Source organism: Pseudescherichia vulneris (genome assembly GCF_902164725.1).
Classification (GTDB): domain Bacteria; phylum Pseudomonadota; class Gammaproteobacteria; order Enterobacterales; family Enterobacteriaceae; genus Pseudescherichia; species Pseudescherichia vulneris.
In genome coordinates this window covers 2698346-2721568 of sequence record NZ_LR607338.1, presented here as the reverse complement: position 1 = coordinate 2721568, position 23223 = coordinate 2698346, and the positions used below count along the sequence as shown (strand labels likewise).

Annotated in this window: 21 protein-coding genes; 6 read left to right on the top strand and 15 right to left on the bottom strand. The window is 58.1% G+C overall.

The window, feature by feature from the left end:
* Positions 1-52: 52 nt before the first annotated feature.
* The 5 genes from sspB to zapE all read right to left on the bottom strand — a co-directional run bounded on the left by sspB (position 53) and on the right by zapE (position 3699).
* Complete coding sequence (gene sspB / locus FN633_RS11345) at positions 53-553, bottom strand: ClpXP protease specificity-enhancing factor (RefSeq protein WP_042390046.1); 501 nt, start codon at positions 551-553, stop codon at positions 53-55.
* 5 nt (positions 554-558) lie between these two features.
* Positions 559-1197 (bottom strand): stringent starvation protein SspA, encoded by a 639-nt coding sequence (sspA, locus tag FN633_RS11340; protein ID WP_042390044.1) that lies wholly within the window; start codon positions 1195-1197, stop codon positions 559-561.
* A gap of 312 nt (positions 1198-1509) precedes the next feature.
* The gene (rpsI, locus tag FN633_RS11335; RefSeq protein WP_003025138.1) at positions 1510-1902 is read right to left on the bottom strand and encodes a 30S ribosomal protein S9; all 393 of its coding nucleotides are present in this window, start codon (positions 1900-1902) and stop codon (positions 1510-1512) included.
* 14 nt (positions 1903-1916) lie between these two features.
* Entirely contained in the window at positions 1917-2345 is a 429-nt protein-coding gene (gene rplM / locus FN633_RS11330; protein WP_024551131.1) for a 50S ribosomal protein L13, read from the bottom strand.
* A gap of 226 nt (positions 2346-2571) precedes the next feature.
* The gene (gene zapE / locus FN633_RS11325) at positions 2572-3699 is read right to left on the bottom strand and encodes a cell division protein ZapE (protein WP_154057783.1); all 1128 of its coding nucleotides are present in this window, start codon (positions 3697-3699) and stop codon (positions 2572-2574) included.
* Positions 3700-3892: 193 nt separating this feature from the next.
* On the opposite strand from zapE, the gene zapG reads away from it, so the two are divergent.
* The 3 genes from zapG (at position 3893) to degS (ending at position 6984) form a co-directional block, all read left to right on the top strand.
* Positions 3893-4291, top strand: coding sequence for a Z-ring associated protein ZapG (gene zapG / locus FN633_RS11320; protein ID WP_042390038.1), 399 nt, complete (start codon positions 3893-3895; stop codon positions 4289-4291).
* Positions 4292-4457: 166 nt separating this feature from the next.
* Complete coding sequence (degQ, locus tag FN633_RS11315; RefSeq protein ID WP_154057782.1) at positions 4458-5828, top strand: serine endoprotease DegQ; 1371 nt, start codon at positions 4458-4460, stop codon at positions 5826-5828.
* 88 nt (positions 5829-5916) lie between these two features.
* Positions 5917-6984, top strand: coding sequence for an outer membrane-stress sensor serine endopeptidase DegS (gene degS, locus FN633_RS11310; RefSeq protein ID WP_154057781.1), 1068 nt, complete (start codon positions 5917-5919; stop codon positions 6982-6984).
* A gap of 110 nt (positions 6985-7094) precedes the next feature.
* Here the strand turns inward: degS and mdh are convergent, their stop codons facing one another.
* The gene (gene mdh, locus FN633_RS11305) at positions 7095-8033 is read right to left on the bottom strand and encodes a malate dehydrogenase (protein ID WP_154057780.1); all 939 of its coding nucleotides are present in this window, start codon (positions 8031-8033) and stop codon (positions 7095-7097) included.
* A gap of 423 nt (positions 8034-8456) precedes the next feature.
* On the opposite strand from mdh, the gene argR reads away from it, so the two are divergent.
* Positions 8457-8927, top strand: coding sequence for a transcriptional regulator ArgR (gene argR / locus FN633_RS11295; RefSeq protein ID WP_042390030.1), 471 nt, complete (start codon positions 8457-8459; stop codon positions 8925-8927).
* Between the two features lie 378 nt (positions 8928-9305).
* Positions 9306-9569, top strand: coding sequence for a peroxide/acid stress response protein YhcN (gene yhcN, locus FN633_RS11290; protein WP_042390028.1), 264 nt, complete (start codon positions 9306-9308; stop codon positions 9567-9569).
* A gap of 70 nt (positions 9570-9639) precedes the next feature.
* Here the strand turns inward: yhcN and FN633_RS11285 are convergent, their stop codons facing one another.
* The 5 genes from FN633_RS11285 to aaeX form a co-directional block, all read right to left on the bottom strand.
* Positions 9640-9918: a barstar family protein gene (locus FN633_RS11285; protein ID WP_154057779.1), complete on the bottom strand. Its 279-nt coding sequence runs from the start codon at positions 9916-9918 to the stop codon at positions 9640-9642.
* A 45-nt stretch (positions 9919-9963) separates the two neighbouring features.
* Positions 9964-11418, bottom strand: coding sequence for an NAD-dependent succinate-semialdehyde dehydrogenase (locus tag FN633_RS11280; RefSeq protein WP_154057778.1), 1455 nt, complete (start codon positions 11416-11418; stop codon positions 9964-9966).
* A gap of 80 nt (positions 11419-11498) precedes the next feature.
* Positions 11499-13466, bottom strand: a complete 1968-nt coding sequence (aaeB, locus tag FN633_RS11275) for a p-hydroxybenzoic acid efflux pump subunit AaeB (protein WP_154057777.1) — start codon at positions 13464-13466, stop codon at positions 11499-11501.
* A gap of 5 nt (positions 13467-13471) precedes the next feature.
* Positions 13472-14404, bottom strand: coding sequence for a p-hydroxybenzoic acid efflux pump subunit AaeA (gene aaeA, locus FN633_RS11270; protein ID WP_154057776.1), 933 nt, complete (start codon positions 14402-14404; stop codon positions 13472-13474).
* 7 nt (positions 14405-14411) lie between these two features.
* Complete coding sequence (gene aaeX / locus FN633_RS11265; RefSeq protein WP_154057775.1) at positions 14412-14615, bottom strand: p-hydroxybenzoic acid efflux pump operon protein AaeX; 204 nt, start codon at positions 14613-14615, stop codon at positions 14412-14414.
* 180 nt (positions 14616-14795) lie between these two features.
* On the opposite strand from aaeX, the gene aaeR reads away from it, so the two are divergent.
* Positions 14796-15725: an HTH-type transcriptional activator AaeR gene (gene aaeR / locus FN633_RS11260; protein WP_154057774.1), complete on the top strand. Its 930-nt coding sequence runs from the start codon at positions 14796-14798 to the stop codon at positions 15723-15725.
* Between the two features lie 45 nt (positions 15726-15770).
* Here aaeR and tldD read toward each other — a convergent pair whose 3' ends face one another.
* From tldD to FN633_RS11240, 4 genes are all read right to left on the bottom strand, one after another.
* Entirely contained in the window at positions 15771-17216 is a 1446-nt protein-coding gene (tldD, locus tag FN633_RS11255) for a metalloprotease TldD (RefSeq protein WP_154057773.1), read from the bottom strand.
* A gap of 90 nt (positions 17217-17306) precedes the next feature.
* On the bottom strand, positions 17307-21104 hold the full coding sequence (gene yhdP / locus FN633_RS11250) for an AsmA2 domain-containing protein YhdP (RefSeq protein ID WP_154057772.1): 3798 nt from the start codon (positions 21102-21104) through the stop codon (positions 17307-17309).
* Between the two features lie 58 nt (positions 21105-21162).
* On the bottom strand, positions 21163-22632 hold the full coding sequence (rng, locus tag FN633_RS11245) for a ribonuclease G (protein ID WP_154057771.1): 1470 nt from the start codon (positions 22630-22632) through the stop codon (positions 21163-21165).
* The gene (locus tag FN633_RS11240; RefSeq protein ID WP_154057770.1) at positions 22622-23215 is read right to left on the bottom strand and encodes a Maf family protein; all 594 of its coding nucleotides are present in this window, start codon (positions 23213-23215) and stop codon (positions 22622-22624) included. The genes rng and FN633_RS11240 overlap by 11 nt, the downstream gene beginning before the upstream one ends.
* Positions 23216-23223: the final 8 nt, after the last annotated feature.

Here is a 23223-nt window from a genome sequence, read left to right as displayed (position 1 = left end):
GAGGTGGCGAAAAGGGGCAGAAAGCAAAACAGGCCCCGAGGGGCCTGTGAGATTACTTCACGACGCGCAGCGCCGGACGGCCACCGCGCGGCGGTGGATCGTTATCGGGCTCGTTGTCATCGTCAACGTGGTCAGGCTTGTCACCGTCGATTACTGACATCACGGTTTCGCTTTCAGGCGTTGCCGTTTCATCATCGTCGTTGACGGTAACCGCTTCGCCATCGTAGGCCGCTTCCGGCTCGAACATGGTACCTGCGCCATTTTCACGGGCGTAGATAGCCAGCACGGCCGCCAGCGGCACGTACACCTGCCGCGGCACGCCGCCGAAGCGCGCGTTGAAACGCACTTCGTCGTTCGCCAGCTCAAGGTTGCCTACCGCACGCGGGGCGATGTTGAGAACGATCTGCCCGTCTCGGGCGTACTCCATCGGCACACGTACGCCAGGCAACGTCACGTCTACCACCAGGTGCGGCGTGAGCTGGTTATCCAGCAGCCATTCATAGAATGCGCGCAGCAGATATGGACGGCGTGGAGTGAGCTGTGACAAATCCATGCGTATTAACCCCGGCCGAGGCGCATTTCGCGTTCGGCTTCTGTCAGAGAAGCGAGGAAGGAGTCGCGTTCGAAAACGCGGGTCATGTAGCCTTTCAGCTCTTTCGAACCGGTACCGCTCAGCTCAATGCCCAGCTGCGGTAAACGCCACAGTAGCGGTGCCAGGTAGCAGTCTACCAGGCTGAACTCATCGCTCAGGAAGTAAGGTTTCTGAGTAAAGACCGGGGCGATGCTCAACAGCTCTTCACGCAGCTGCTTACGGGCGGCATCGGCCTGAGCACCGGCACTGTTAACGATAGCGTTCATCAGCGTGTACCAGTCTTTCTCAATGCGTTGCATGTACAGACGGCTCTCACCACGCGCAACCGGATAGACCGGCATCAGCGGCGGGTGCGGGAAGCGCTCGTCCAGGTACTCCATAATGATGCGAGACTCCCACAGGGTCAGCTCGCGATCCACCAGCGTCGGTACGCTTTGATTGGGGTTGAGGTCAATCAGATCCTGAGGCGGATTATCCTTTTCCACGTGTTCGATTTCGAAACTCACACCTTTTTCGGCCAGCACGATGCGGACTTGGTGGCTATAGATGTCAGTAGGACCAGAAAACAGCGTCATTACCGAACGTTTGTTGGCAGCGACAGCCATGAAAACCTCCAGGTATATTCAGAATATTACTGCTGCGAGCCACAAAGTGACTAGCCAGATGTAAGGTCACCCATCCACCCGAAGAGACGCATTTGTGCAAAACGCAGCAAAAAATGAGCAATCCCCGGCATTTGGGCAGAAAATTGGATGATAGTTTACCAGATTTTGCGGGCTTTGTGGTGAGGGGATTCCGGAAATGCTGCAAATCAGGAAAAAATCGATGCTTGCTGTGGATATCTTATCTTTTGTCCATAAAAAAACCCGGCATGAACCGGGTTTTTGCGCCATTCGTTCTGCGTAAGCAGAGACAAATTAACGTTTGGAGAACTGCGGACGACGACGTGCTTTACGCAGACCGACTTTCTTACGTTCAACCTGACGAGCGTCACGAGTAACGAAGCCTGCTTTACGCAGTTCGCCACGCAGGGACTCGTCGTACTCCATCAGAGCGCGGGTGATACCGTGACGGATCGCACCAGCCTGACCAGAGATACCACCACCTTTAACAGTGATGTACAGATCCAGTTTCTCAACCATGTCGACCAGTTCCAGCGGCTGACGAACTACCATGCGGGCAGTTTCACGACCGAAGTACTGTTCCAGAGAACGTTGGTTGATAACGATTTTACCGCTGCCCGGTTTGATGAAAACGCGAGCTGCAGAACTTTTGCGGCGACCAGTGCCGTAGTATTGATTTTCAGCCATTGCCATAATCCCGATTAGATGTCCAGAACTTGCGGTTGCTGTGCCGCGTGGTTGTGCTCGTTACCCGCGTAAACTTTCAGTTTACGGTACATAGCACGACCCAGCGGGCCTTTTGGCAGCATGCCTTTAACCGCGATTTCAATCACACGCTCAGGACGGCGGGCAATCATCTCTTCAAAGGTCGCTTGTTTGATACCACCGATGTGGCCAGTGTGGTGATAGTACACTTTGTCAGTACGCTTGTTACCGGTTACGGCAACTTTGTCAGCGTTCAGAACGATGATGTAATCACCGGTATCTACGTGCGGAGTGTATTCCGCTTTGTGCTTACCGCGCAGGCGACGAGCCAGTTCGGTAGCCAGACGGCCCAGAGTTTTACCGGTCGCGTCAACAACATACCAGTCGCGTTTTACGGTTTCTGGTTTAGCTGTAAAAGTTTTCATTAAAAGCTTACCCAAGTAATAAGTTACACGTTGGTGAACACCCAAACGTTTAGTCAGTTGAGGCTCACACGACAAAGTCCGGCAAACCTACCCCTTCGAATAGCAAATGCCAGCACATAGAAAGTTTTGGGAAAAAAACCTTCTCGTAACGTGGGGTCGCAAGATTATAGAGAAGTCGGGGTCAAAGATCGACCCCTTTTTATACTTCGTGACGAGGTTTTCGCCTTTATCCGGCCAGGTGCTCGCGGGCTAAATAGTCCTCGCTCTGCATCTCCTGCAAACGCGACAGGCAGCGCTGGAACTCAAACTTCAGCCGTTCGCCCCGGTAGATCTCATGCAGTGCCGCGTCGGCGCTGATCACCAGCTTGACGTGGCGCTCGTAAAACTCATCCACCAACGCGATAAAGCGCCGGGCCTCGTTCTCCATCAGCGCCGTCATCACCGGGACGTCAAACAGCAGCACGGTATGGAACATCTGCGAGAGGGCGATGTAGTCATGCTGGCTGCGGGCATCGACGCACAGGGTGGTGAAGGAGACCGCGAGCGTCTGGTTCTCTACCCCCAGCGTCGGCAGCGGACGGTGGTTGATCTCCAGCTGCGGATGGTTCTCCCGCTTCGCCCCGGCTAGCGCCTGCCACAGCGTCTCCATCTGCTGCGCCGTCTCGGCATTCAACGGCGACAGCCAGAGGTGCGCCTGGGTCAGCGTACGCAGGCGGTAATCAATTCCGGCGTCAACGTTCATGATGTCGCAGTGCTGTTTGATCGCCTCGATAGCTGGCAGGAAGCGCGCGCGCTGCAGGCCGTTGCGATAGAGATTCTCCGGCGGAATATTCGACGTGGCCACCAGCGTAATGCCACGGGCAAACAGCGCCTGCATCAGGCCACCCAGCAGCATGGCATCGGTGATATCCGAAACAAAAAATTCATCGAAGCAGAGCACGTCGGTCTCGGCCTTAAAGCGATCTGCAACGATCTCCAGCGGATCGCTCTGCCCCTGTAGCTGGGTCAGCTCCTCGTGCACCCGCAGCATAAAGCGGTGAAAGTGCAGCCGCTGTTTACGCGTGCCCGGCAGGCTATGGTAGAAGAGATCCATCAGCCAGGTTTTCCCCCGCCCGACGCCGCCCCACATATACAGGCCCCGTACCGGCGCAGTGTTGTGCGTCTCGCGCTTGCCCAGCAGTTTGCCAAACGCCGCCCGCAGTCCACCGCCGGAAGCGGGCGTCTCGGTACGGTTCGTGAGCTGCTGATAAAGGGTCTCCAGCCGATTGACGGCCTCGCGCTGAACGTCGTCAGGCTGATGGCTGCCCTCTTTTAGGGCCAGTTGGTATCGCGATGTGGGGGTAAGGCTCTGCATGATGCTATTGTTATTCCTTGATAATTAATTTGCCGCAGGTCCTGGCTGGTGAAAAAAAGGCCGTTCTACACTACGCCATGCTGTGCCAGGATTCCACTTATACGGATTTAGCGGTTATAGTGGCATAATGAGGCACAGGCAAGGAGCCTCGCCGCCTACACCCTACGGACCTACAACACAACGGGAGATGTTCATGACCTGGGAATATGCGCTAATTGGATTAGTCGTCGGCATCATTATTGGTGCTGTGGGCATGCGCTTTGGAAACCGCAAACTGCGCCAGCAGCAGGCCTTACAGTATGAGTTAGAGAAGAACAAAGCCGAGCTGGAAGAGTATCGCGAAGAGCTTACCGGCCACTTTGCCCGCAGCGCAGAGCTGCTCGATAACATGGCCCACGACTATCGCCAGCTTTATCAGCACATGGCAAAAAGCTCCAGCCAGCTGCTGCCGGAGATGTCTGCGGAGGACAACCCGTTCCGTAACCGCCTTGCCGAATCCGAAGCCGGTAACGACCAGGCTCCGGTGCAGATGCCGCGTGACTACTCCGACAGCGCGTCGGGCCTGCTACGTGGTGCAGCGAAGCGCGACTGATCCTGACCTACTTTTTTCGGGCGTACAGGCTACGCCCGCCTCTTCTTTCTCCATCCCAGCTATTATTTAATCATTATCCGCATTGTTACCCGGTTGAAAATTCAATAACATCGATCCGTTTTGGGGCATTTTTTTCCTTACACTTCAGGTCACGAGAGCTTGCACAATGAAGAAAAGAAACCCGCTGTTGAGTGCATTAGCGTTAAGTGTCGGATTATCTCTCTCGGCACCGTTCCCGGCGACGGCCTCGCTGCCCGCGCAGATCCCCGGCCAGCCAGCGCTTCCCAGCCTTGCACCGATGTTAGAGAAGGTGCTGCCTGCGGTGGTGAGCGTGCAGGTAGAGGGCACGGCGGTCGCTCCCGAGCAGAAGATACCTGAAGAGCTGAAAAAATATTTCGGTGACGAGCTGCCTGATGGCCAGGCCCAGCCGTTTGAAGGGCTAGGCTCCGGCGTGATCATCGACGCCGCCAAAGGCTACGTGCTGACCAATAACCATGTGATTAACCAGGCGCAGAAGATTAACGTCCAGCTTAACGATGGCCGTGAGTTTGAAGCCAAGCTGATCGGCGGCGATGACCAGAGCGATATCGCCCTGTTACAGCTGCAGAATGCTACCGGGCTGACGCAGATTGCCGTTGCCGACTCCGATAAGCTGCGGGTCGGTGATTTTGCCGTCGCGGTCGGTAACCCGTTTGGCCTCGGCCAGACCGCCACCTCAGGGATTATCTCGGCCCTCGGACGCAGCGGGCTTAACCTTGAGGGGTTAGAGAACTTTATACAGACCGATGCCTCTATTAACCGCGGTAACTCCGGCGGGGCGCTGCTCAACCTCAACGGCGAGCTGATCGGTATCAACACCGCGATTCTGGCCCCGACCGGCGGCAGCATCGGCATCGGTTTTGCTATTCCCAGCAATATGGCGCAAACCCTCGCCCAGCAGCTGATCCAGTCCGGAGAGATCCAGCGTGGCCTGTTGGGTATTAAAGGCATGGAGATGAGCGCCGATATCGCTAAGGCGTTTAACCTCAACGTGCAACGCGGAGCCTTCGTGAGCGAAGTGCTGCCTGGCTCAGGCTCAGCGAAAGCCGGGATCAAATCGGGCGACGTGATCGTCAGCCTGAACGGCAAGCCGCTGAACAGCTTTGCTGAACTGCGCTCACGCATTGCCACTACCGCGCCCGGCACCAAGGTCAAGCTTGGCCTGCTGCGCGATGGCAAAGGCCAGGAAGTGGAAGTGACGCTGGATAAAAGCACCGCTTCCTCCGCCAGTGCAGAGAGTCTCTCTCCGGCGTTACAGGGCGCAAGCCTGGCCGATGGTCAGCTGAAGGACAGTACTAAGGGTATCAAAGTTGAGGAGGTGGCCAAGGACAGTCCCGCCGCCCAGGCTGGCCTGCATAAAGACGACGTGATTATCGGCGTCAACCGCGAGCGGGTGCAGTCCATCGCCGAGATGCGTAAGGTGCTGGAGACGAAGCCTAATATCATTGCGCTACACGTTGTGCGCGGTAACGATACGCTCTATTTACTCCTGCGCTAGCCCCAGACTGCCGGACATCACCGACGCTGTGTGATGTCCGGATAAGTCGTGCTATGCTGCCCGCACCCTCTTTAACGACGTCCGCATCATGTTAGTGAAGCTATTACGATCTGTCGCTATTGGCCTCATTGTAGGTAGCCTGCTGCTGGCTGCCCTGCCCTCGCTACGTCAGCTGAGCGCCTCTTCTACCCCGCAGTTTGACAGCACCGATGAAACGCCGGTGAGCTATAACCAGGCTGTGCGCCGGGCTGCGCCTGCGGTGGTCAACGTCTATAACCGCAGCGCGGCCAGCTCGTCCAACAATCAGCTGGAGATCCGCACCCTGGGTTCCGGGGTGATTATGGATCAGCGCGGGTACATTATTACTAACAAGCATGTGATCAACGATGCGGATCAGATCATCGTTGCGCTGCAGGACGGTCGCGTATTTGAGGCACTGCTGGTCGGCTCCGATACGCTAACGGATCTGGCGGTGCTGAAGGTCAACGCCACTGGCGGCCTGCCGGTGATCCCTATCAACCGTCAGCGCACCCCACACATCGGCGATGTAGTGATGGCTATCGGTAACCCCTATAACCTCGGCCAGACCATCACCCAGGGGATCATCAGCGCCACCGGCCGCATCGGTTTGAACCCATCGGGACGGCAGAACTTCTTGCAGACCGACGCCTCTATTAACCACGGCAACTCCGGCGGCGCGCTGGTTAACTCCCTCGGCGAGCTGATGGGCATCAACACCCTCTCGTTTGATAAGAGCAACGATGGCGAAACGCCGGAGGGGATCGGCTTCGCTATCCCGTTCCAGCTGGCCACCAAAATTATGGATAAGCTGATCCGCGACGGGCGGGTGATCCGTGGCTATATCGGTATCGGCGGCAGAGAGATCGCGCCTCTGCATACCCAGGGCGGTGGGATCGATCAGATCCAGGGGATCGTGGTTAATGAGGTCGCTCCGGACGGCCCGGCGGCACGCGCAGGTATTCAGGTTAACGACGTGATTGTCTCGGTGAACGGCAAGCCAGCCATTTCAGCGCTGGAGACGATGGACCAGGTGGCGGAGATCCGCCCGGGTTCAGAGATCCCGGTCGAGGTGATGCGTGAGGATAAAAAGCTGCTGCTACACGTGACGATTCAGGAGTACCCGGCTACAAACTAGCGCAGTTTTGTAATTCCGTAGGCCCGGTAAGCGTAGCGCCACCGGGCATTGTGGTAACGCCGGGTGGCGGCTTACAGCCTTACCCGGCCTACGGAAACCACGGTTCTGTATTACTTATTTACGAACTCTTCGCCGAGCTGGATATCTTTTTTCAGCGTCTCCAGCATCCCTTCCATTGCCTGCTGCTCGAAAGCACTCAGGGTGCCGATAGGCTGGCGCTCCGCGACGCCGTTTTTACCCAGCAGCAGCGGCTGAGAGAAGAAGCGAGCGTGCTCGCCATCGCCCTCAACGTAGGCGCATTCAACGACACCCTGTTCGCCCTGCAGGGCACGCACCAGCGAGAGGCCAAAGCGCGCCGCCGCCTGGCCCATGGACAGGGTTGCAGACCCGCCACCGGCTTTCGCTTCGACCACTTCCGTACCCGCGTTCTGAATACGTTTGGTGAGATCGGCCACTTCCTGCTCGGAGAAGCTAACGCCCGGGATCTGCGACAGCAGCGGCAGAATAGTGACGCCAGAGTGGCCACCGATAACCGGCACTTCAACGTCGCCAGGCTGCTTGCCTTTCAGCTCAGCCACAAAGGTGTTAGAGCGGATGATGTCCAGCGTGGTCACGCCAAACAGCTTGTTCTTGTCGTAAACGCCTGCTTTTTTCAGCACTTCAGCGGCGATAGCGACGGTGGTATTCACCGGGTTGGTGATAATGCCGATACACGCCTGCGGACAGGTCTTCGCAACCTGACTCACCAGGTTTTTAACGATGCCCGCATTGACGTTAAAGAGATCGGAGCGATCCATTCCCGGCTTACGCGCGACGCCCGCAGAGATCAGTACCACGTCTGCACCTTTCAGCGCTGGGGTAGCATCTTCGCCAGCGAAGCCCTCAATTTTTACAGCAGTAGGGATATGACTCAGGTCAACCGCCACGCCAGGGGTGACAGGTGCGATGTCGTACAGAGAGAGTTCTGAGCCTGAAGGCAGTTGGGTCTTGAGAAGTAGGGCTAGCGCCTGGCCAATACCGCCTGCCGCGCCGAGGACTGCAACTTTCATCCTAAACTCCTTATTATGGTTAGCGAAATATACCGTTACTCCGTTGCTAAGGACATGACAGCGTAGGGTAAATGATAGCGATCATCCTGCAGAAAAAACGCGCTTCAGCTCGCTTTTAGCATCATTCACTTTCTGTTGCCCTCTCCGGCAGCATGAAAATTTCCTTCATAAAGCCAGGCATATCCCCGCAGGCGGTACAATACACCCTGTAAAGCTAGCAAAACAACAGCACTTTAATAACATTTATTTTACTTTTAATCTTATTTGTGACCCGTGACACAGGCATGTTTCTTGATAAGTTATTTTGATAAAATCCGCGGCTTTCATAACATTATTTCAGCCTTAATAGTGGCAGACTATTTGCATAAAAATTCATTTTTATGCATAATAATGTTGTTTCAATCGCCATTCTACGGGTGACTTATGCGAAGCTCGGCAAAACAAGAAGAATTAGTTAAGGCGTTCAAAGCGCTGCTTAAAGAAGAAAAGTTCAGTTCCCAGGGCGAGATCGTCCTGGCACTGCAGGAGCAAGGGTTTGATAACATTAATCAATCCAAAGTCTCCCGCATGCTGACGAAGTTCGGTGCGGTGCGTACGCGCAATGCCAAAATGGAGATGGTCTACTGCCTGCCCGCAGAGCTTGGCGTGCCGACCACCTCAAGTCCGCTGAAGAATCTGGTGCTGGACATCGACTATAACGATGCGGTGGTGGTTATCCACACCAGCCCGGGGGCCGCCCAGCTGATTGCGCGCCTGCTGGACTCACTAGGGAAGTCAGAAGGCATTCTCGGCACCATCGCCGGGGACGATACCATCTTTACTACCCCTGCCAGCGGTTTTACCGTAAAGGATCTCTACGAAGCGATTCTGGTGCTGTTTGAACAAGAGCTGTGATCCTCTCTCCCCTCGCGCTTTAGCGGGGGGAATCTTCCTCTGTTAGCCTGTTTATCGCCATAATCTACTGCCCCTATATTTAACAGAATGTGCGATTCTCTGTCATTCTTGTGTCACTCAGCAGATCCTACCTACACGATCGCACAAAATGCTAAAAAATCATATCCATATGATTTTCTTAGGGATACCTACCATTACCCCCTCTTAAAACGGTATTTTTATTCTTTTAGGTTATAAGAAGTTAAATTTATGTGACGTAATAACCTGTGAAACCATTAGCTTGGTATTAATTTTTGCCGTGATTAGTGTATACTTGATTTTGTGATGAGGGTCACGAAATAAGACCCCAGTAAATAAGAATCCGATGAGGTAGACACCATGAAAATCAAAACAACTGTAGCCGCTCTGAGCATCCTATCTGCACTCTCTTTTGGTGCTTTCGCTGCCGACTCTATCAGCGCTGACCAGGCGCAGGGCCGCCAGGCAATCGGTACGGTTTCCGTTGGCGCAGTAAGCTCCTCACCGATGGATATCCGTGATGCGCTGAACGAAAAAGCCGAAGCTAAAGGCGCATCCTCTTACCGTATTATCGAAGCACGCACCGGTGACCACTGGCACGCGACTGCAGAACTCTACAAATAAATCCCTCGTCGTAGTGTCCTACGACCTTGCCCCCGCCTGTCGGGGGCTTTTTTATGCCTGTCATTCACCCTCAGGGACGCACGTTAAATCGCAGCATGCCGCCCAGCTCCTCTTCCGCTTCGTCAAAGAGCAGGATTAACGCGCCAAAGCGACGACGCTGCTTTTCATGCAGGTGGATAAACTCGATCTCAAGCGGCATCGGCAGCGCGTTATCCTCACCGGTGACCACCTCCCACAGCGAGTCCAGATTATTCACCTTGCTCCGGTCAATAGTAAAAGTGCGGCAAAATTCGCGATAAAAAGCATCTTGATCGTCAATTTCGTCGAAATCAAACGTGTAAATAGTCATTATCAGCCACCCTGCCCGAATGGGCGGCCTGCGCCGCCCCAGCGTTTATAATCCTCCGAGATGAAGAGTCTTAACCTCCAGGTACTCTTCCAGTCCCAGCACCGATCCTTCCCGGCCTAAGCCAGACTCTTTTACTCCACCAAACGGTCCCAGCTCGGTGGATACCGCGCACTCGTTAACGCCAATCATCCCGGCTTCCAGCGCCTGCGATACGCGGAAGACGCGCTGTAGATTTTGGGTATAGAAGTAGGCTGCAAGGCCAAACGGCGTATCGTTAGCGCGGTGGATCACCTCATCCTCGGTGGTGAAGCGGAAACAGGCGGCCACCGGGCCGAAGGTCTCCTCCGCGGCCAGCTTCATGCTATCGCTACAGTTGGTAAGCACCGTTGGCTGCCAGAAGTTGCCTCCCAGCGCGTGGGCCTTGCCGCCCGCCAGCGCCGTAGCGCCTTTGGCGATGGCATCCTCTACGTGCTCGCGCACCTTGTCCACCGCCGCCGACTCGATGAGCGGCCCCACGACCACGCCCTCTTCCATACCGTTACCCACTTTCAGGGCGTTAACCCGCTCGGCAAGCTTGTTAACGAAGTCGTCATAGATGGCTTCGTGGATATAGAAACGGTTGACGCTGACGCACACCTGCCCGGCGTTGCGGAATTTATTGGCAATCGCCCCCTCAACGGCGGCATCGATGTCTGCATCGTCAAAGACGATATAGGGCGCGTTGCCCCCCAGCTCCATTGACACTTTTTTCATGGTTTCTGCGGCGTTACGCACCAGCGTTTTACCCACTGCCGTCGAACCGGTGAAGGAGATTTTACGCACTTCCGGGCTGGCCATGATCGCATCGCTGATCTCAGCGGTGGTGCCTGCTACGGCATTGAGTACCCCGTCCGGGACGCCCGCTTTTTTCGCCAGCTGCACAAGGGCAAAAGCGCTGAGGGGCGTATTGTTGGCAGGCTTGATTACGCCGGTACAGCCTGCGGCCAGCGCTGGGCCCAACTTGCGGGTGAGCATCGCCATCGGGAAGTTCCACGGCGTGATGGCCGCCACGACACCAATCGGCTCGCGGGTGGCAAGAATGCGCGAGCCGGGCTTAATTTGAGGAATAATCTCGCCGTTGGCACGCTTCGCCTCTTCGGCGAACCACTGAATAAAGCTGGCGGCGTACTCGACCTCGCCCTCCGCCTCTTTCAGCGGCTTGCCCTGCTCGCTGGTCATCAGCTGTCCCAGCCAGGTTTTGTTCTCAATAATCAGCGCGTACCAGCGATAAAGGATCGCGGAGCGCTCTTTGGCGGTTTTTGCCCGCCAGGCGGGAAATGCGCGCGTGGCGGCCGCAATCGCCTCCTCGGTCTCTTTTTTGCCCGCTTTCGCTACCTTCGCAATCACCTCGCCCGTTGCCGGATTGGTCACGTTAAAGGTGTTCTCCAGCGTTTTCCATACGCCGTCTACAAAATAGCCTGTTTGAAAAAGCGCATTGTCCTGAAGTGCCTGGGTTGCCATGCGTCCTCCCGATCCCCGTGAATGAATGACTCCGCTAAGTATAGCTACAAAAAAACGACGCTTTTGGCGTCGGTTTTGGCTTAACGGGTGGTCAGGGCAGACTGGTATTTGTGGAGCACATCCACCAGCCGTTTTACCGGATGGGTGACCTGCTCCGGCGCGTCCCAGGCGCGGAGTTTTTCCTGGTAGACGTCCAGCTCTTCCAGCAGCTGGCTGAAGTAGCGGCGGCGGGTCTCATCGCTGCGGGCCGAGATAACGTTATCGGCCGTACGCCGTAGCTGGCGATGGAAAGCTGAGAGATCCGTATTCACCGGGATCGGCGCATCGCGTAGACGCTGGTGGGCAATAATCATGGTTAATGCCAAACGGAACTTACCCACGTCCCCCGGGAATTTATTCAGCAGTAAAAAGAGCTGCTGGTAAAGCGCGGGTAGATGGTTCTCTCTGCGCCTTGCCGTGTTGGTGGTCAGCGCTGAGACCGCCGCCGAAACAAACTGGTTCAGCAGCACGCGGCCGGTACGCGCCCGTGAGTTATCCCGCACCAGCAGGATCACCAGCAGGGCCAGCACGCAGCCGACAATCTGCCCCAGCGCGCTGTCGAGGAAACGGTTGAACTCGAAGGTCATCGGGTTATCCAGCACGAGGATGTTGATGGTGCTTGCCAGCGCCCCCAGCGATCCCAGCCGCCGCTTCTGCACCTCAATACCGATAAAGAAGGCCAGCACCGCCAGGCTGATACACAGCAGCAGCATGCTTTGCTGAGTGGCAGGCATCACCACCAGAAAATAGAAGGCCCCGATGGGCAGCGCCGCCAGCGTGCCGTAGACAAAATCCATCGCCACCATGCGCGGGTTGGGCAGGCGCATCGCCAGCGAGGTGACCACCGCAATCATGATCATTGCCCCGCTGCCCGAGGTCCAGCCCGTCCACAGCCAGAACAGGGTCCCGACCATACAGGAGAGCGTGGTGCGCCAGAAGTTGACCATCGCATGGTGACGCTCTGCCGATTCGGCTTTAACCACCGCCTCGGTGCGCAGCACCTCCTCTTCGGTAGCGCTGATGCGGGTATTGCCGATCACCCCGCGCCGAAGCAGCAGATAGCGGGTCGCCGCGCCAACCCAGCTGTAGATAGTGATGGGCGTATCACGCTCGCCGGTCCACGCAATCACCCGGCGCATCCGCTTGAGCTGCTTATGAACGTCCTGCACCGTCTCAACCGGCGTGGCGAACAGCTCCCGGAACGTATCGGTGACGAGCTCCGGACGCGACTGCTGCATCAGCCAGGTCTCACACGCCTGGGTAATCAGGGTCAGCGACAGGGTATTAATCACCTTCAAACGGCGGTTGGCGCGTGTCCAGCGCGACGACTCCATGTTGAGGTTGGTACGCATCCCATCCAGAGCATTAGTACGCCGCACCAGCGCGCCCCAGGCCTTATCCATCTCATCGCCGTCGCCATTCTGCACGCAGAGCTGCATCAGCTGGTACTGCGCCAACAGCAGGCCATCGAGCTCGCGGTCGATCTCCTGCTTCACCGAGCGCGGCGAGAAGAGCAGATCGGCCACGATAGCGCAGACGATCCCGATGACGATCTCGCTGCAGCGCTCAACGGCAAACTGCGGGGTCAGCAGCGGTTCGGCCTGCACGGTAATGACGATGATCAGCGCGGTGTAGCCCGACAGGCCCCACGCGTAGGAGTTTTCAACCCGCACCAGCGAGGAGACCCAGGTGCAGAAGCCCGCCCAGAGACAGCAAACCATCAGCATCACCAGCGGGGCGCGGATCATGCCGATGATCATCACCAGCGCGGCAACGCAGCCGATAAAGGTCCCGACAATACGCAGCATGCCCCGGTAGCGGATCGCCCCCGAGTAGGGTTCCCCCCCGGCGGCAAAGGCCGGACCGGCGGCCACAATCGCTGCCGTCAGCACCGCCCAGCGCGGCGTTTCCAGATTAAAGTGAAAGCCAACAAACAGCGCCAGCACAATGGCGCAGGCCAGTTTGATGGCAAAGCGCACGTGCTGGTTGGCGATGGAGAAGATACCCATCGTGGTTAGCCCATCTCACGCAGACGGTGGGCCAGCTTGCGGAAGAAGGAGTCCTGGCTGGCGTCCCGGTCTTTCTCGCCGGTGATCACCACCGTCGCGGTGGTGCCCGCAGGCCACAGGTTGCCCGGCTGGCTGTCGAGGCGGATACGCACCGGCACGCGCTGCGCCAGACGAACCCACTCCAGGTTAGAGTCGATGGTTGCCATCCCTTTGGCATCGCGGCTGCTGCTGGCGTTGGTCACCCCGGCGGCAATGCTGTCCACCGTGCCTTTCAGCACCTGGTTACTGCCAAGCGGCGTAATTTCGGTGCGATAGCCGGGACGCACGCCCTCCAGCTTGGTCTCTTCCATATAGGCCAGCACGTAGAAAGAGTCGTGTTTTACCAGCGCCACCGCCGTTGAACCACGGGTGATAAACTCACCGGTATAGACGTTAAGGTTGGTTACCCAACCGGCGGACGGGGCGCGGATCACGGTACGCTCCAGGTCCAGCTTCGCCATATCGCGCGTGGCTTCGGCTTTTGCCAGCTGGTGCAGCACGGTTTGCAGGACATTATTCGCCTGGTCAATCTCTTCCCGGGACATCGCCTGGATGCCGAGCTGGTTGCGTCGTCCGGCTTCCCGGCGTTTTTCCGTAGCCAGCGCCTGGTAGTAAGCGACGTCTGCTTGGGCCTCCTCCAGCGCTTTCTGATAGCGCGGCTGGTCGATGGTAAACAGCACCTGGTCTTTCTTCACCAGCTGGTTATCATGGACCTTCACGTCGGTGATAAGCCCGGCGACGTCAGGGGCAATCGCCACCACGTCGGCGCTAAAGCGGGCGTCGCGGGTCCATGGCGACTCGGTGTAGTAGACCCAGGCACGAAAAATAGCGATGAAAGCCAGTATCACCAGGATCACGGTGATAGCGGTACGAGAGATATTTTTTATAAACGTTTTCACATCAACCTCAGACGAACAGGCGCGACAATAAGTAGAACAGGCAGCAGTAGAGAGCCGTATTAAACAGCGCTGGATGCCAGACAAAATCGTAGATCCCTGTCGGGATCAGCACGCGGCGCACCAGCCAAAAGAGGGCCAGCGATAACAGTAGCTCGAAGAATATCGGCGGGAACGACAGGCCGAAGATCACGATAACGGGAAACAGACTCATGTTAACCTTGATTAGAGAGCGTGCAGGCGATGGTTTATTATTCACGTCACCGCAGGAATAAGGGCCAGAAGGGCCGGGCGAGAGTGACGTGTCTATTACTCAGCTAACAGTATTTTACCGTAACTGTTATGTTGTTATCTATATTGTGTTATCTAAATCACTTTTAAGCCAGAGTGAACAATGGAAAGATTAAAGCGTATGTCGGTGTTTGCCAAAGTGGTCGAGCTAGGCTCGTTTACCGCTGCTGCCCGACAGCTCCAGATGAGCGTCTCCTCCATCAGCCAGATCGTTGCCAGACTGGAAGATGAGCTGCAGGTTAAGCTGCTCAACCGCAGCACCCGCAGCCTGGCCCTGACCGAAGCGGGCAAGATCTACTACCAGGGCTGCCGTCGGATGCTGCACGAGGCGCAGGACGTGCATGAACAGCTCTATGCCTTTAATAATACCCCTATCGGCACCCTGCGCATCGGCTGCTCGTCCACCATGGCGCAAAACGTGCTGGCCAAAATGACCGCCGAGATGCTGCGCGACTATCCTGGCCTGGCGGTGGATCTGGTCACCGGTATCCCTGCCCCGGATCTGATTGCCGATGGGCTGGACGTAGTGATCCGCGTGGGCGCGCTGCAGGATTCGAGCCTCTTCTCCCGCCGACTGGGGGCGATGCCGATGGTGGTCTGCGCCGCAAAAAGCTATCTGATGCAGTACGGCGTGCCTGAAAAGCCAGCCGATCTCGCTAATCACTCCTGGCTTGAGTATAGCGTGCGCCCTGACAATGAGTTTGAGCTGATTGCCCCAGAGGGACTGTCGACGAAGATTGTGCCTCAGGGGCGCTTTGTCACCAACGATCCCATGACCCTGACCCGCTGGCTGACGGTGGGCGCAGGGGTAGCCTACGTTCCGCTGATGTGGGTGATCGACGAGATCAACCGTGGCACGCTGGAGATCCTCTTCCCGCGCTACCAGTCGGATCCGCGCCCGGTGTATGCCCTCTATACCGAGAAGGATAAGCTGCCGCTGAAGGTGCAGGTCTGTATCGATGCGCTGACGAACTACTTTGTCGAGGTATCGCAGGTGTTTCAGGCGATGCGCGGACGCGCAAAAGAGAAGTGAGGGATTTCCTGCCGGCTCTCACCGGCAGGAAGAGGCTGGCAGGCGTTACGCCGTGCCGCCGACGGTTAGGTTGTCTACCTTCAGCGTTGGCTGGCCCACGCCCACCGGCAGACTCTGCCCCTCTTTACCGCAGACGCCGACGCCGCTGTCGAGCTTGAGATCGTTGCCGACCATGGAGATCTGCTGCATGGCTTCGATGCCGGAGCCGATCAGGGTTGCGCCTTTCACCGGCGTCGTCACCTTGCCGTTCTCAATCAGATAGGCTTCCGAGGTAGAGAAGACAAACTTGCCGGAGGTGATATCCACCTGGCCGCCGCCAAAGTTCGGGGCAAAAATCCCGTACTCCACCGACTCGATGATCTCCTGCGGAGTCGATTTCCCGGCCAGCATATAGGTGTTGGTCATGCGCGGCATCGGCAGATGCGCGTAGGATTCACGACGACCGTTGCCGGTCGGTGCCACGCCCATCAGGCGCGCGTTGAGCTTGTCCTGCATGTAGCCTTTCAGGATACCGTTTTCGATCAGGACGTTGTACTGGCCCGGCGTGCCTTCATCGTCGATAGAGATTGAGCCACGGCGGTTCATCATGGTGCCATCATCAACCACGGTGCAGAGCTCCGAGGCTACCAGCTCGCCCATCTGGCCGCTGAAGACCGAGGTGCCGCGACGGTTAAAGTCCCCTTCCAGGCCGTGACCTACCGCCTCGTGCAGCAGCACGCCCGGCCAGCCCGCACCCAGCACCACCGGCAGGGTACCCGCCGGGGCCGCTACCGCAGTAAGATTCACCAGCGCCATGCGCACCGCCTCTTTGGCCCAGGCGTCCGCCCGCGCTTCGCCGTCGGCGTCACTGAGGAACCACTCGTAGCCAAAACGACCGCCGCCGCCGCTGGAGCCGCGCTCGCGTTTACCATCATCTTCCACCTGTACGCTGACCGACAGACGTACCAGCGGGCGAACGTCCGCCGCCAGGGTGCCGTCGGTGGCCGCCACGAGGATCAGCTCATAAACGCCGGTCAGGCTGGCGGTTACCTCCTGCACGCGCTTGTCGGCAGCGCGGGCCACGCTGTTGACCCGGCGCAGGATATCCAGCTTCTCTTCCCGGCTCATGCTCTGGAGTGGATCGAGGCTGGTATAGAGGGCGCTATGCTCAACCGCACCGAGGGTCTGCACCCGGCCATCACCGGCGTCGCGAACGATGGTGCGCGCAGCATGGGCGCTCTGCTCCAGGGCCAGCAGGCTGATCTGATCGGCATAGGCAAAGCCGGTCTTCTCCCCGCTGACGGCGCGCACGCCGACGCCCTGGTCGATATGGTAGGAGCCATCTTTAATGATGTTATCTTCTAAAACCCAGGATTCGTGATAGCTCGACTGGAAATAGAGGTCGCCGTAGTCGAGACGGCGCTCGGCCAACTGGCCGAGGATGGAAAACAGATCCTGATGGCTCAGGCCGTTTGCCGCGAGTAATTGTTCACTAACCAGGTTCAAACTCATCGTTTTGCTACTCTCAGGTTGCCGCGCGTTGCGGTTATAAATTTCACTCTATTGAGAGTGAGGCAATTCGCTCAACTCGTCAAATCATTGCTATTTCGCGGGCGGGGTTCGCGGCTGGCGCATCACTTCATTGATCTGCGGTTTATCCATCGGCCCGCTGATGTGGTAGCGCAGAATAGAGACCTTGCTCCACAGCGGCCCCAGCACCTTGCTGGCGGCAAACACCGCTGCACCAACGATGGGGTTAACGGCGAACGCGGCCGCGACGCCAACGGTGGCGGAGATCTCCGGGGCAACAACGGCCTCTACGTCCAGCTCGCGGCGCACGAGGTTGACCGATCCCTTCATGGCGATATCTGCCTCAAGACCGTCCACCAACGTATCGTCGGTATGCAGAACGCCATCTTTGATCCACGCCGTGCTGCGGATAGAGTCAAAGTAGAAGCCTTCGCTAAAGGTGTCGCTGAAGTCAAAGCGCAGCTTGCGCAGCAGGGCGTCAAAGCTCAGCAGACGCAGCAGTTGCCCGGCACGGCCGGTACTGACGTCAGCAATTTGCCCCTTGCCGAGGCGGGTGTGCAGCACGCCGTTGAGGGAGGCCACATCCGGTTGCCACGGGGTATCACGCCAGTGGAGATCGTAGTCGGCATCGACCGACGCATCACGCATTGGCGTGGTGACGCCAAAGAACTCTGTGGCCGAATCAATCTTATCCGCCCGCAGCTTACCTTTGATGGACGTGCGCTCGGCACCGCTGCGGTTAACCCACTCACCGCCAGCGGTCAGGCGGGCAAAGCCGCTGTCCACCAGGCCGTTGTCCAGGGAGAGCGTATCGCCTTTGATAGTAACATCACCCTCAATACGGCCATATTTCTGCCCCCACAGCCAGCACTCGGCGCAGCGCAGCTGAAGATCGGGCCAGCCGCTGAAATCGATCCGCGTCTTGCCGGTCAGTAAGGCTTTCGGCGACAGCGGCTCGCTGGTTACCGGGGTCGGGTTGTAGTAGAGATAGCGAATGGCGGCGGTCCAGGGTCTGTTATCCGCCATCGTCAGCGCTGCCGCGATCTCACGCCCCTGCACGTCAATCTTAGTGCCGCCCGCCACGGGCTGCGTCTCCAGGCTGACGTTATTCCACTGTTGGCCGCCGAGGGTGAGCGCCGGAGTGCGCAGGGTAATCGCCTCCGGGAAAGCCGTAGCGCTGCTGACGTTGCTGGCCACGCCCTGCTGGAAAAGCCCCAGCCACTGCGCGCCGTCCAGCGGCGGCAGGTTGAGCTCGACGCCGCTCTGCGCCGGCAGCGGCGGAATGGTCTGGCTCTCCGAGGCCCAGATGGCTCTATCCAGGGTCAGCTTTTGATTCAGCAGCCAGCGGCTATTAAAGTGGTTATCGCTGCCCGCCGCCCCGGTCAGATCGAAGCTGCGCAGGTTGCCCGTCACGTTCAGCTTCACCGGCAGAGACTGGCCTGCTGGTTTATTCAGCGGCGAGGGAAGTCGGCTGGCGACATTTTTCAGGTCGCCTTTAATATCTACGTTGTAGCGCGCGCCTGCGTTGTAAGGCAGCTCGATGCCAACCTTGCCACTCCACGCCACGCTGCCGCTGAGGGCATCGTTGACCTGTTTTGGCAGGACGCCGGTGCGGGCGGGCTGCCAGTTCGCATTCATGTCGATTGCCACCTCGTAGGCTTTTTTGCCTTCGGTGGTGGAGAAGTTGACGTTGAGCGGCTGATTAAACCAGCTGGCGGTCAGCGGCTCGCTCTGCAGATTGCCGTTCACGAAGCTAAAATTGCCGTTGAGATTGTGCAGAGTGCTGTTCAGCGGCTTGATAAACAGGCTGTTATTCCGCAGCCTCACCTCGCCTTTAGCGGTGGTGATCTCACCATCCAATGGAATATCGAGATGTAAGCGAGCGCTCACATCGCCATCAAGCTGAAGCTCGTCCAGGGTCGCGCCGAGAGAGTCCTTCAGCGGCGTCTCGTTGAAGTACGGCCCGACCTCTTTGCCCGGACCGTTGATATCGGCGTCAATCAGCAGCTTCTCTTTTCGGTAGTCTGGGATTGCCGCCGCCAGGTTGCGCGCCTGCACCCCGCCGAGGCTGACCGCATCGCTCTTCATAAACAGGCCGTCGTTGAGGAAGTCCAGCTCGATGTCGAAATTCTTGAGTGCAGGCCAGCCAGGCTGGAAGGCGTACACCGCATTGTGTAACGGCACCAGCACCTCAAACTGCCCTTCGTTGTGCTTGTAGGGGAAGAGATGCGGATTACCGCCGTAGACCAGCGTGGCGTTATCCACCTGGCCGCCCTGAATCGCCCCACTCAGGTAGTCCACCAGCGCTTTGCCCATCAGGTTCTCCGGGAAATAGCGCCACGCCTGTCCGGCATCGTGAGTGCTAATCCCGGCGAGGATCCCCAGCCACGGCTCGTCGTTGGTCGGCTTGAGATAGCGGAAGTCACCCCGGGCGCGCAGGCCGGTGGCCTCAATATCAAGCTGGCGGCCATCCAGCTGGAAGCCATTGCTGTTATTTAGCCAGTTAAGGGTCGCCACGCCTTTTTTGATCTCCAGCGGGGCGCGGAACACGGTTTTATAGGGCATGGTGGCCTGGGTCACCTCAGCCGTTAGCCGACCATCCTCCGCACTGCCGCTCAGGGTCCCGGCCAGATGCTGGACGCCCGGCAGCATCTTCCACTGCTGCCAGGAGAGATCCTGCCAGCGTGCCTGGAAGCGCGTTTTCTCCGTAGCCTTGAGCGGGATATCCAGCGCCAGCTGCTCAATCTGTCCGGCAGGCTGCATCGCCCGCCAGATCTCCCCCAGCGCGGGAGAGAACTTTTCAGCAATCGGCAGCAGGCCATCCAGCCCGCTCAGCTCCAGGTGATTGGCGCGCACGCGTAGCTCGTCGCTCCGGGTATTGTTTACGCCGCCTACCGTCTGCTCTGGGATCCAGGCCAGGGTCAGCGCCCCCTTCGGCCAGGGTTTATTATCCAGCGTGACGCGGGTAGAGGGGATAGCAAACTGCCAGCCCCCTTCGGCGCGGGTCACGTGCGCCGTCAGGTTGTCCACGCTCAGGTGGTGCGGTTTCGCATCGCCCTGCCAGCTCGCGCCGCCCTTTTTCAGCCACACGTCGCCGCTGGCCACCTCACCTTTGGTGACGGTCACCCATCCTTCAAGGCTGAAACGGGCACTATCGAGGGCGACGTTGTCCTGCATCCATTTGCCTAACCACGGCTTAACGTCGACGTCATCGGCCTGTAGCCACAGGCGTCCGTTGTTAAGCAGGCCGTTATCGTCCCGCAGATCCATCCGCACCTGCATTACGCCGTGCTGGCCGGTCAGGCTGGAGAGGCTCACCTGCCCCTCGGCGCGATGGCGTGCGATGTCGTTAAACCAGGTAAGCTGGGGGATCGCCAGTTCGGCCCGCTGGCCGGAGGGGGTTAAGAAGCTGATATCGCTGTCGCGCAGATCGAAGTGATCGAACTGGCGTAGGAAGAGATCGCTGAGGCGGTTGCCTTCAAAGCCCTGCTGGCTATCGCCCTGCTGTATTGGAGTATTGGTGTAGACGCGCAGCCGGTAAAAGGTGAGATCGCGAAACTGCCAGCGCAGGTGCAGCAGGCTCTGCCAGACGTCCAGGGCTAGGGTAACGCGCTTAACCGAGAATTCGCCGCCGTCGCTCAGGCCAGCGCTGATATCGCGCACCTCAACCTGCGGACCGAAGTTTTGCCAGCTGGCTTGAATATAGCTGGCGTTGACCGGCATTCCCGTGGCCGCCTCGATCTTTGCCAGCAGCGCCGGACGCCAGGTATTGAGATGCGGCAGCACAAGACGCAGGCCACTCACCAGCAGCGCGACGATGACAATCAACGTTGCGGCAGTCAGCAGCAGTATCCCAGGCAGTCGCCTCACGCATCTCTCCTTGTCAGCCAAAAAACAGGCCTTGCTCGTGTCGCAGCATGCTGCGTAATTACATCATTACCACGTCGAACTGCTCCTGGTTATAGAGCGGCTCAATTTGTACTTTTACCTGTTTGCCAACAAAGATTTCCACTTCTGCCAGCGCATGGGACTCGTCGCTTTTTAGCGCTTCGGCCACTGCAGGAGAAGCATAGACCAAGAATCGATCGGAATCGTAGGCGTGGTGCACGCGAACGATTTCACGCATGATCTCATAGCAGACGGTCTCTACCGTTTTGACCGTCCCGCGTCCGTGGCAGGTCGGGCACTCGTTGCAGAGCACGTGTTCCACGCTCTCTCGGGTGCGCTTACGGGTCATCTCGACCAGGCCAAGCTGAGAGAAGCCGTTGATGCTGGTTTTGACCCGATCCTTGCTCAGCGCCTGCTCCAGAGAGTGCAGCACCCGGCGGCGGTGATCCTCATTACTCATATCGATAAAGTCGATGATGATAATGCCGCCGAGGTTGCGCAGGCGCAGCTGGCGGGCAATCGCCTGGGTCGCTTCAATATTGGTGTTGAAGATGGTGTCGTCGAGATTGCGATGGCCCACGAACGCGCCGGTATTGATATCGACGGTGGTCATCGCCTCGGTCTGATCGATAATCAGGTAGCCGCCGGACTTCAGCTCAACCTTGCGCTCCAGCGCACGCTGGATCTCGTTTTCCACGTCGAAAAGATCGAAGATCGGCTGCCGCCCGCTGTAGTGCTCCAGCTTGCTGGTCATCTCCGGAATGTATTCCGCGGTAAACTCCAGCAGGGCGTCAAAGGTCAGGCGCGAGTCAACGCGGATGCGGTCGAGCTGGGCATCGGCGAAGTCGCGTAGCACCCGCTGGGCCAGAGCCAGCTCGCCGTACATCTGGTAGCGGGTCTGGGGACGTTTTTTGCGCTCCATCACCTTGGTCCAGACGCGCTTCAGGTAAGCCGCATCCGAGGCGAGATCTTCATTGCAGACGCCTTCGGCCGCAGTACGGATGATAAAGCCGCCCTGCTCGTCGCAGTACTCCGCGACGATCTTCTTCAGCCGCTCGCGCTCGCTTTCGCTTTCAATACGCTGGGAGACGCCCACGTGGGAGGCCCCCGGCATAAAGACCAGGTAGCGCGAGGGCAGCGTAATATCGGTAGTCAGGCGTGCGCCCTTGGTGCCCAACGGATCCTTGACGACCTGCACCATCAAATCCTGGCCCTGGCGCACCAGCTCGGAGATGTCGCGCACGGTGAAGTTCTTCTGCTCTTCGCCAGCGACGCACTCGGTATGGGGCATAATATCGGAGGCGTGGAGGAAAGCCGCCTTATCGAGACCAATATCTACAAAAGCCGCCTGCATGCCCGGTAGGACCCGGCTCACGCGCCCTTTGTAGATATTGCCGACGATACCGCGCCGCGCTTCTCGCTCGATGTGGATCTCCTGCAGGATGCCGCCATCAATATAGGCGACGCGCGTCTCCGATGGCGTTACGTTCACCAGCAATTCAGCCGTCATGTTTATCCCTTCCCTCACGCAGTGCGTTAAAATCGCTTATCAGTTCGCCAGTCTCCACCAGCGGCAGGCCAACCACAGCATAGTAGCTGCCGTTGATGCGGCGGACAAAGCAGCCGCCCAGCCCCTGGATACCATACGCACCTGCTTTATCCATCGGTTCGCCGCTGGCAATGTAAGCATCAATTTCGCGCTCGGCCAGCACCTTAAAGGTGACGTCGGTGACCACGAGGCGCTCCAGCACCCGCTGGCTGTCGGCCAGCGCAACGGCGGTCATCACCTGGTGAGTCTGTCCCGAAAGCTGGCGCAGCATTGCAGCAGCATGGTAGGTATCTCTGGGTTTTTCAAGCACTTCACCGTTTACGATGACAATAGTATCGGCTCCCAGCACCGGCAGATCCCGCGCCGTCAGCGCAACGCCGGCCTGGGCTTTCTCCCGCGCCAGGCGCACTACGTACTGCTGGGCGCTCTCCTGGGGATGGCGCTGCTCCTCCACGCCCGGAATAATGCGCTCAAAAGAGACGCCGAGCTGGGTGAGCAGCTCGTGGCGGCGTGGCGAACCGGAGGCGAGATAGAGATCTGTCATAAATACCT

Excerpts from the sequence above, each read along its gene's own strand:
- rng (WP_154057771.1), bottom strand. The coding sequence starts at position 22,632 with ATGACGGCTGAATTGCTGGTGAACGTAACGCCATCGGAGACGCGCGTC.
- argR (WP_042390030.1), top strand. The coding sequence starts at position 8,457 with ATGCGAAGCTCGGCAAAACAAGAAGAATTAGTTAAGGCGTTCAAAGCG.
- aaeR (WP_154057774.1), top strand. The coding sequence starts at position 14,796 with ATGGAAAGATTAAAGCGTATGTCGGTGTTTGCCAAAGTGGTCGAGCTA.
- FN633_RS11240 (WP_154057770.1), bottom strand. The coding sequence starts at position 23,215 with ATGACAGATCTCTATCTCGCCTCCGGTTCGCCACGCCGCCACGAGCTG.
- tldD (WP_154057773.1), bottom strand. The coding sequence starts at position 17,216 with ATGAGTTTGAACCTGGTTAGTGAACAATTACTCGCGGCAAACGGCCTG.
- degQ (WP_154057782.1), top strand. The coding sequence starts at position 4,458 with ATGAAGAAAAGAAACCCGCTGTTGAGTGCATTAGCGTTAAGTGTCGGA.
- FN633_RS11280 (WP_154057778.1), bottom strand. The coding sequence starts at position 11,418 with ATGGCAACCCAGGCACTTCAGGACAATGCGCTTTTTCAAACAGGCTAT.
- FN633_RS11285 (WP_154057779.1), bottom strand. The coding sequence starts at position 9,918 with ATGACTATTTACACGTTTGATTTCGACGAAATTGACGATCAAGATGCT.
- zapE (WP_154057783.1), bottom strand. The coding sequence starts at position 3,699 with ATGCAGAGCCTTACCCCCACATCGCGATACCAACTGGCCCTAAAAGAG.
- rpsI (WP_003025138.1), bottom strand. The coding sequence starts at position 1,902 with ATGGCTGAAAATCAATACTACGGCACTGGTCGCCGCAAAAGTTCTGCA.
- aaeX (WP_154057775.1), bottom strand. The coding sequence starts at position 14,615 with ATGAGTCTGTTTCCCGTTATCGTGATCTTCGGCCTGTCGTTCCCGCCG.
- rplM (WP_024551131.1), bottom strand. The coding sequence starts at position 2,345 with ATGAAAACTTTTACAGCTAAACCAGAAACCGTAAAACGCGACTGGTAT.
- zapG (WP_042390038.1), top strand. The coding sequence starts at position 3,893 with ATGACCTGGGAATATGCGCTAATTGGATTAGTCGTCGGCATCATTATT.
- mdh (WP_154057780.1), bottom strand. The coding sequence starts at position 8,033 with ATGAAAGTTGCAGTCCTCGGCGCGGCAGGCGGTATTGGCCAGGCGCTA.
- degS (WP_154057781.1), top strand. The coding sequence starts at position 5,917 with ATGTTAGTGAAGCTATTACGATCTGTCGCTATTGGCCTCATTGTAGGT.
- yhcN (WP_042390028.1), top strand. The coding sequence starts at position 9,306 with ATGAAAATCAAAACAACTGTAGCCGCTCTGAGCATCCTATCTGCACTC.
- sspB (WP_042390046.1), bottom strand. The coding sequence starts at position 553 with ATGGATTTGTCACAGCTCACTCCACGCCGTCCATATCTGCTGCGCGCA.
- aaeB (WP_154057777.1), bottom strand. The coding sequence starts at position 13,466 with ATGGGTATCTTCTCCATCGCCAACCAGCACGTGCGCTTTGCCATCAAA.
- sspA (WP_042390044.1), bottom strand. The coding sequence starts at position 1,197 with ATGGCTGTCGCTGCCAACAAACGTTCGGTAATGACGCTGTTTTCTGGT.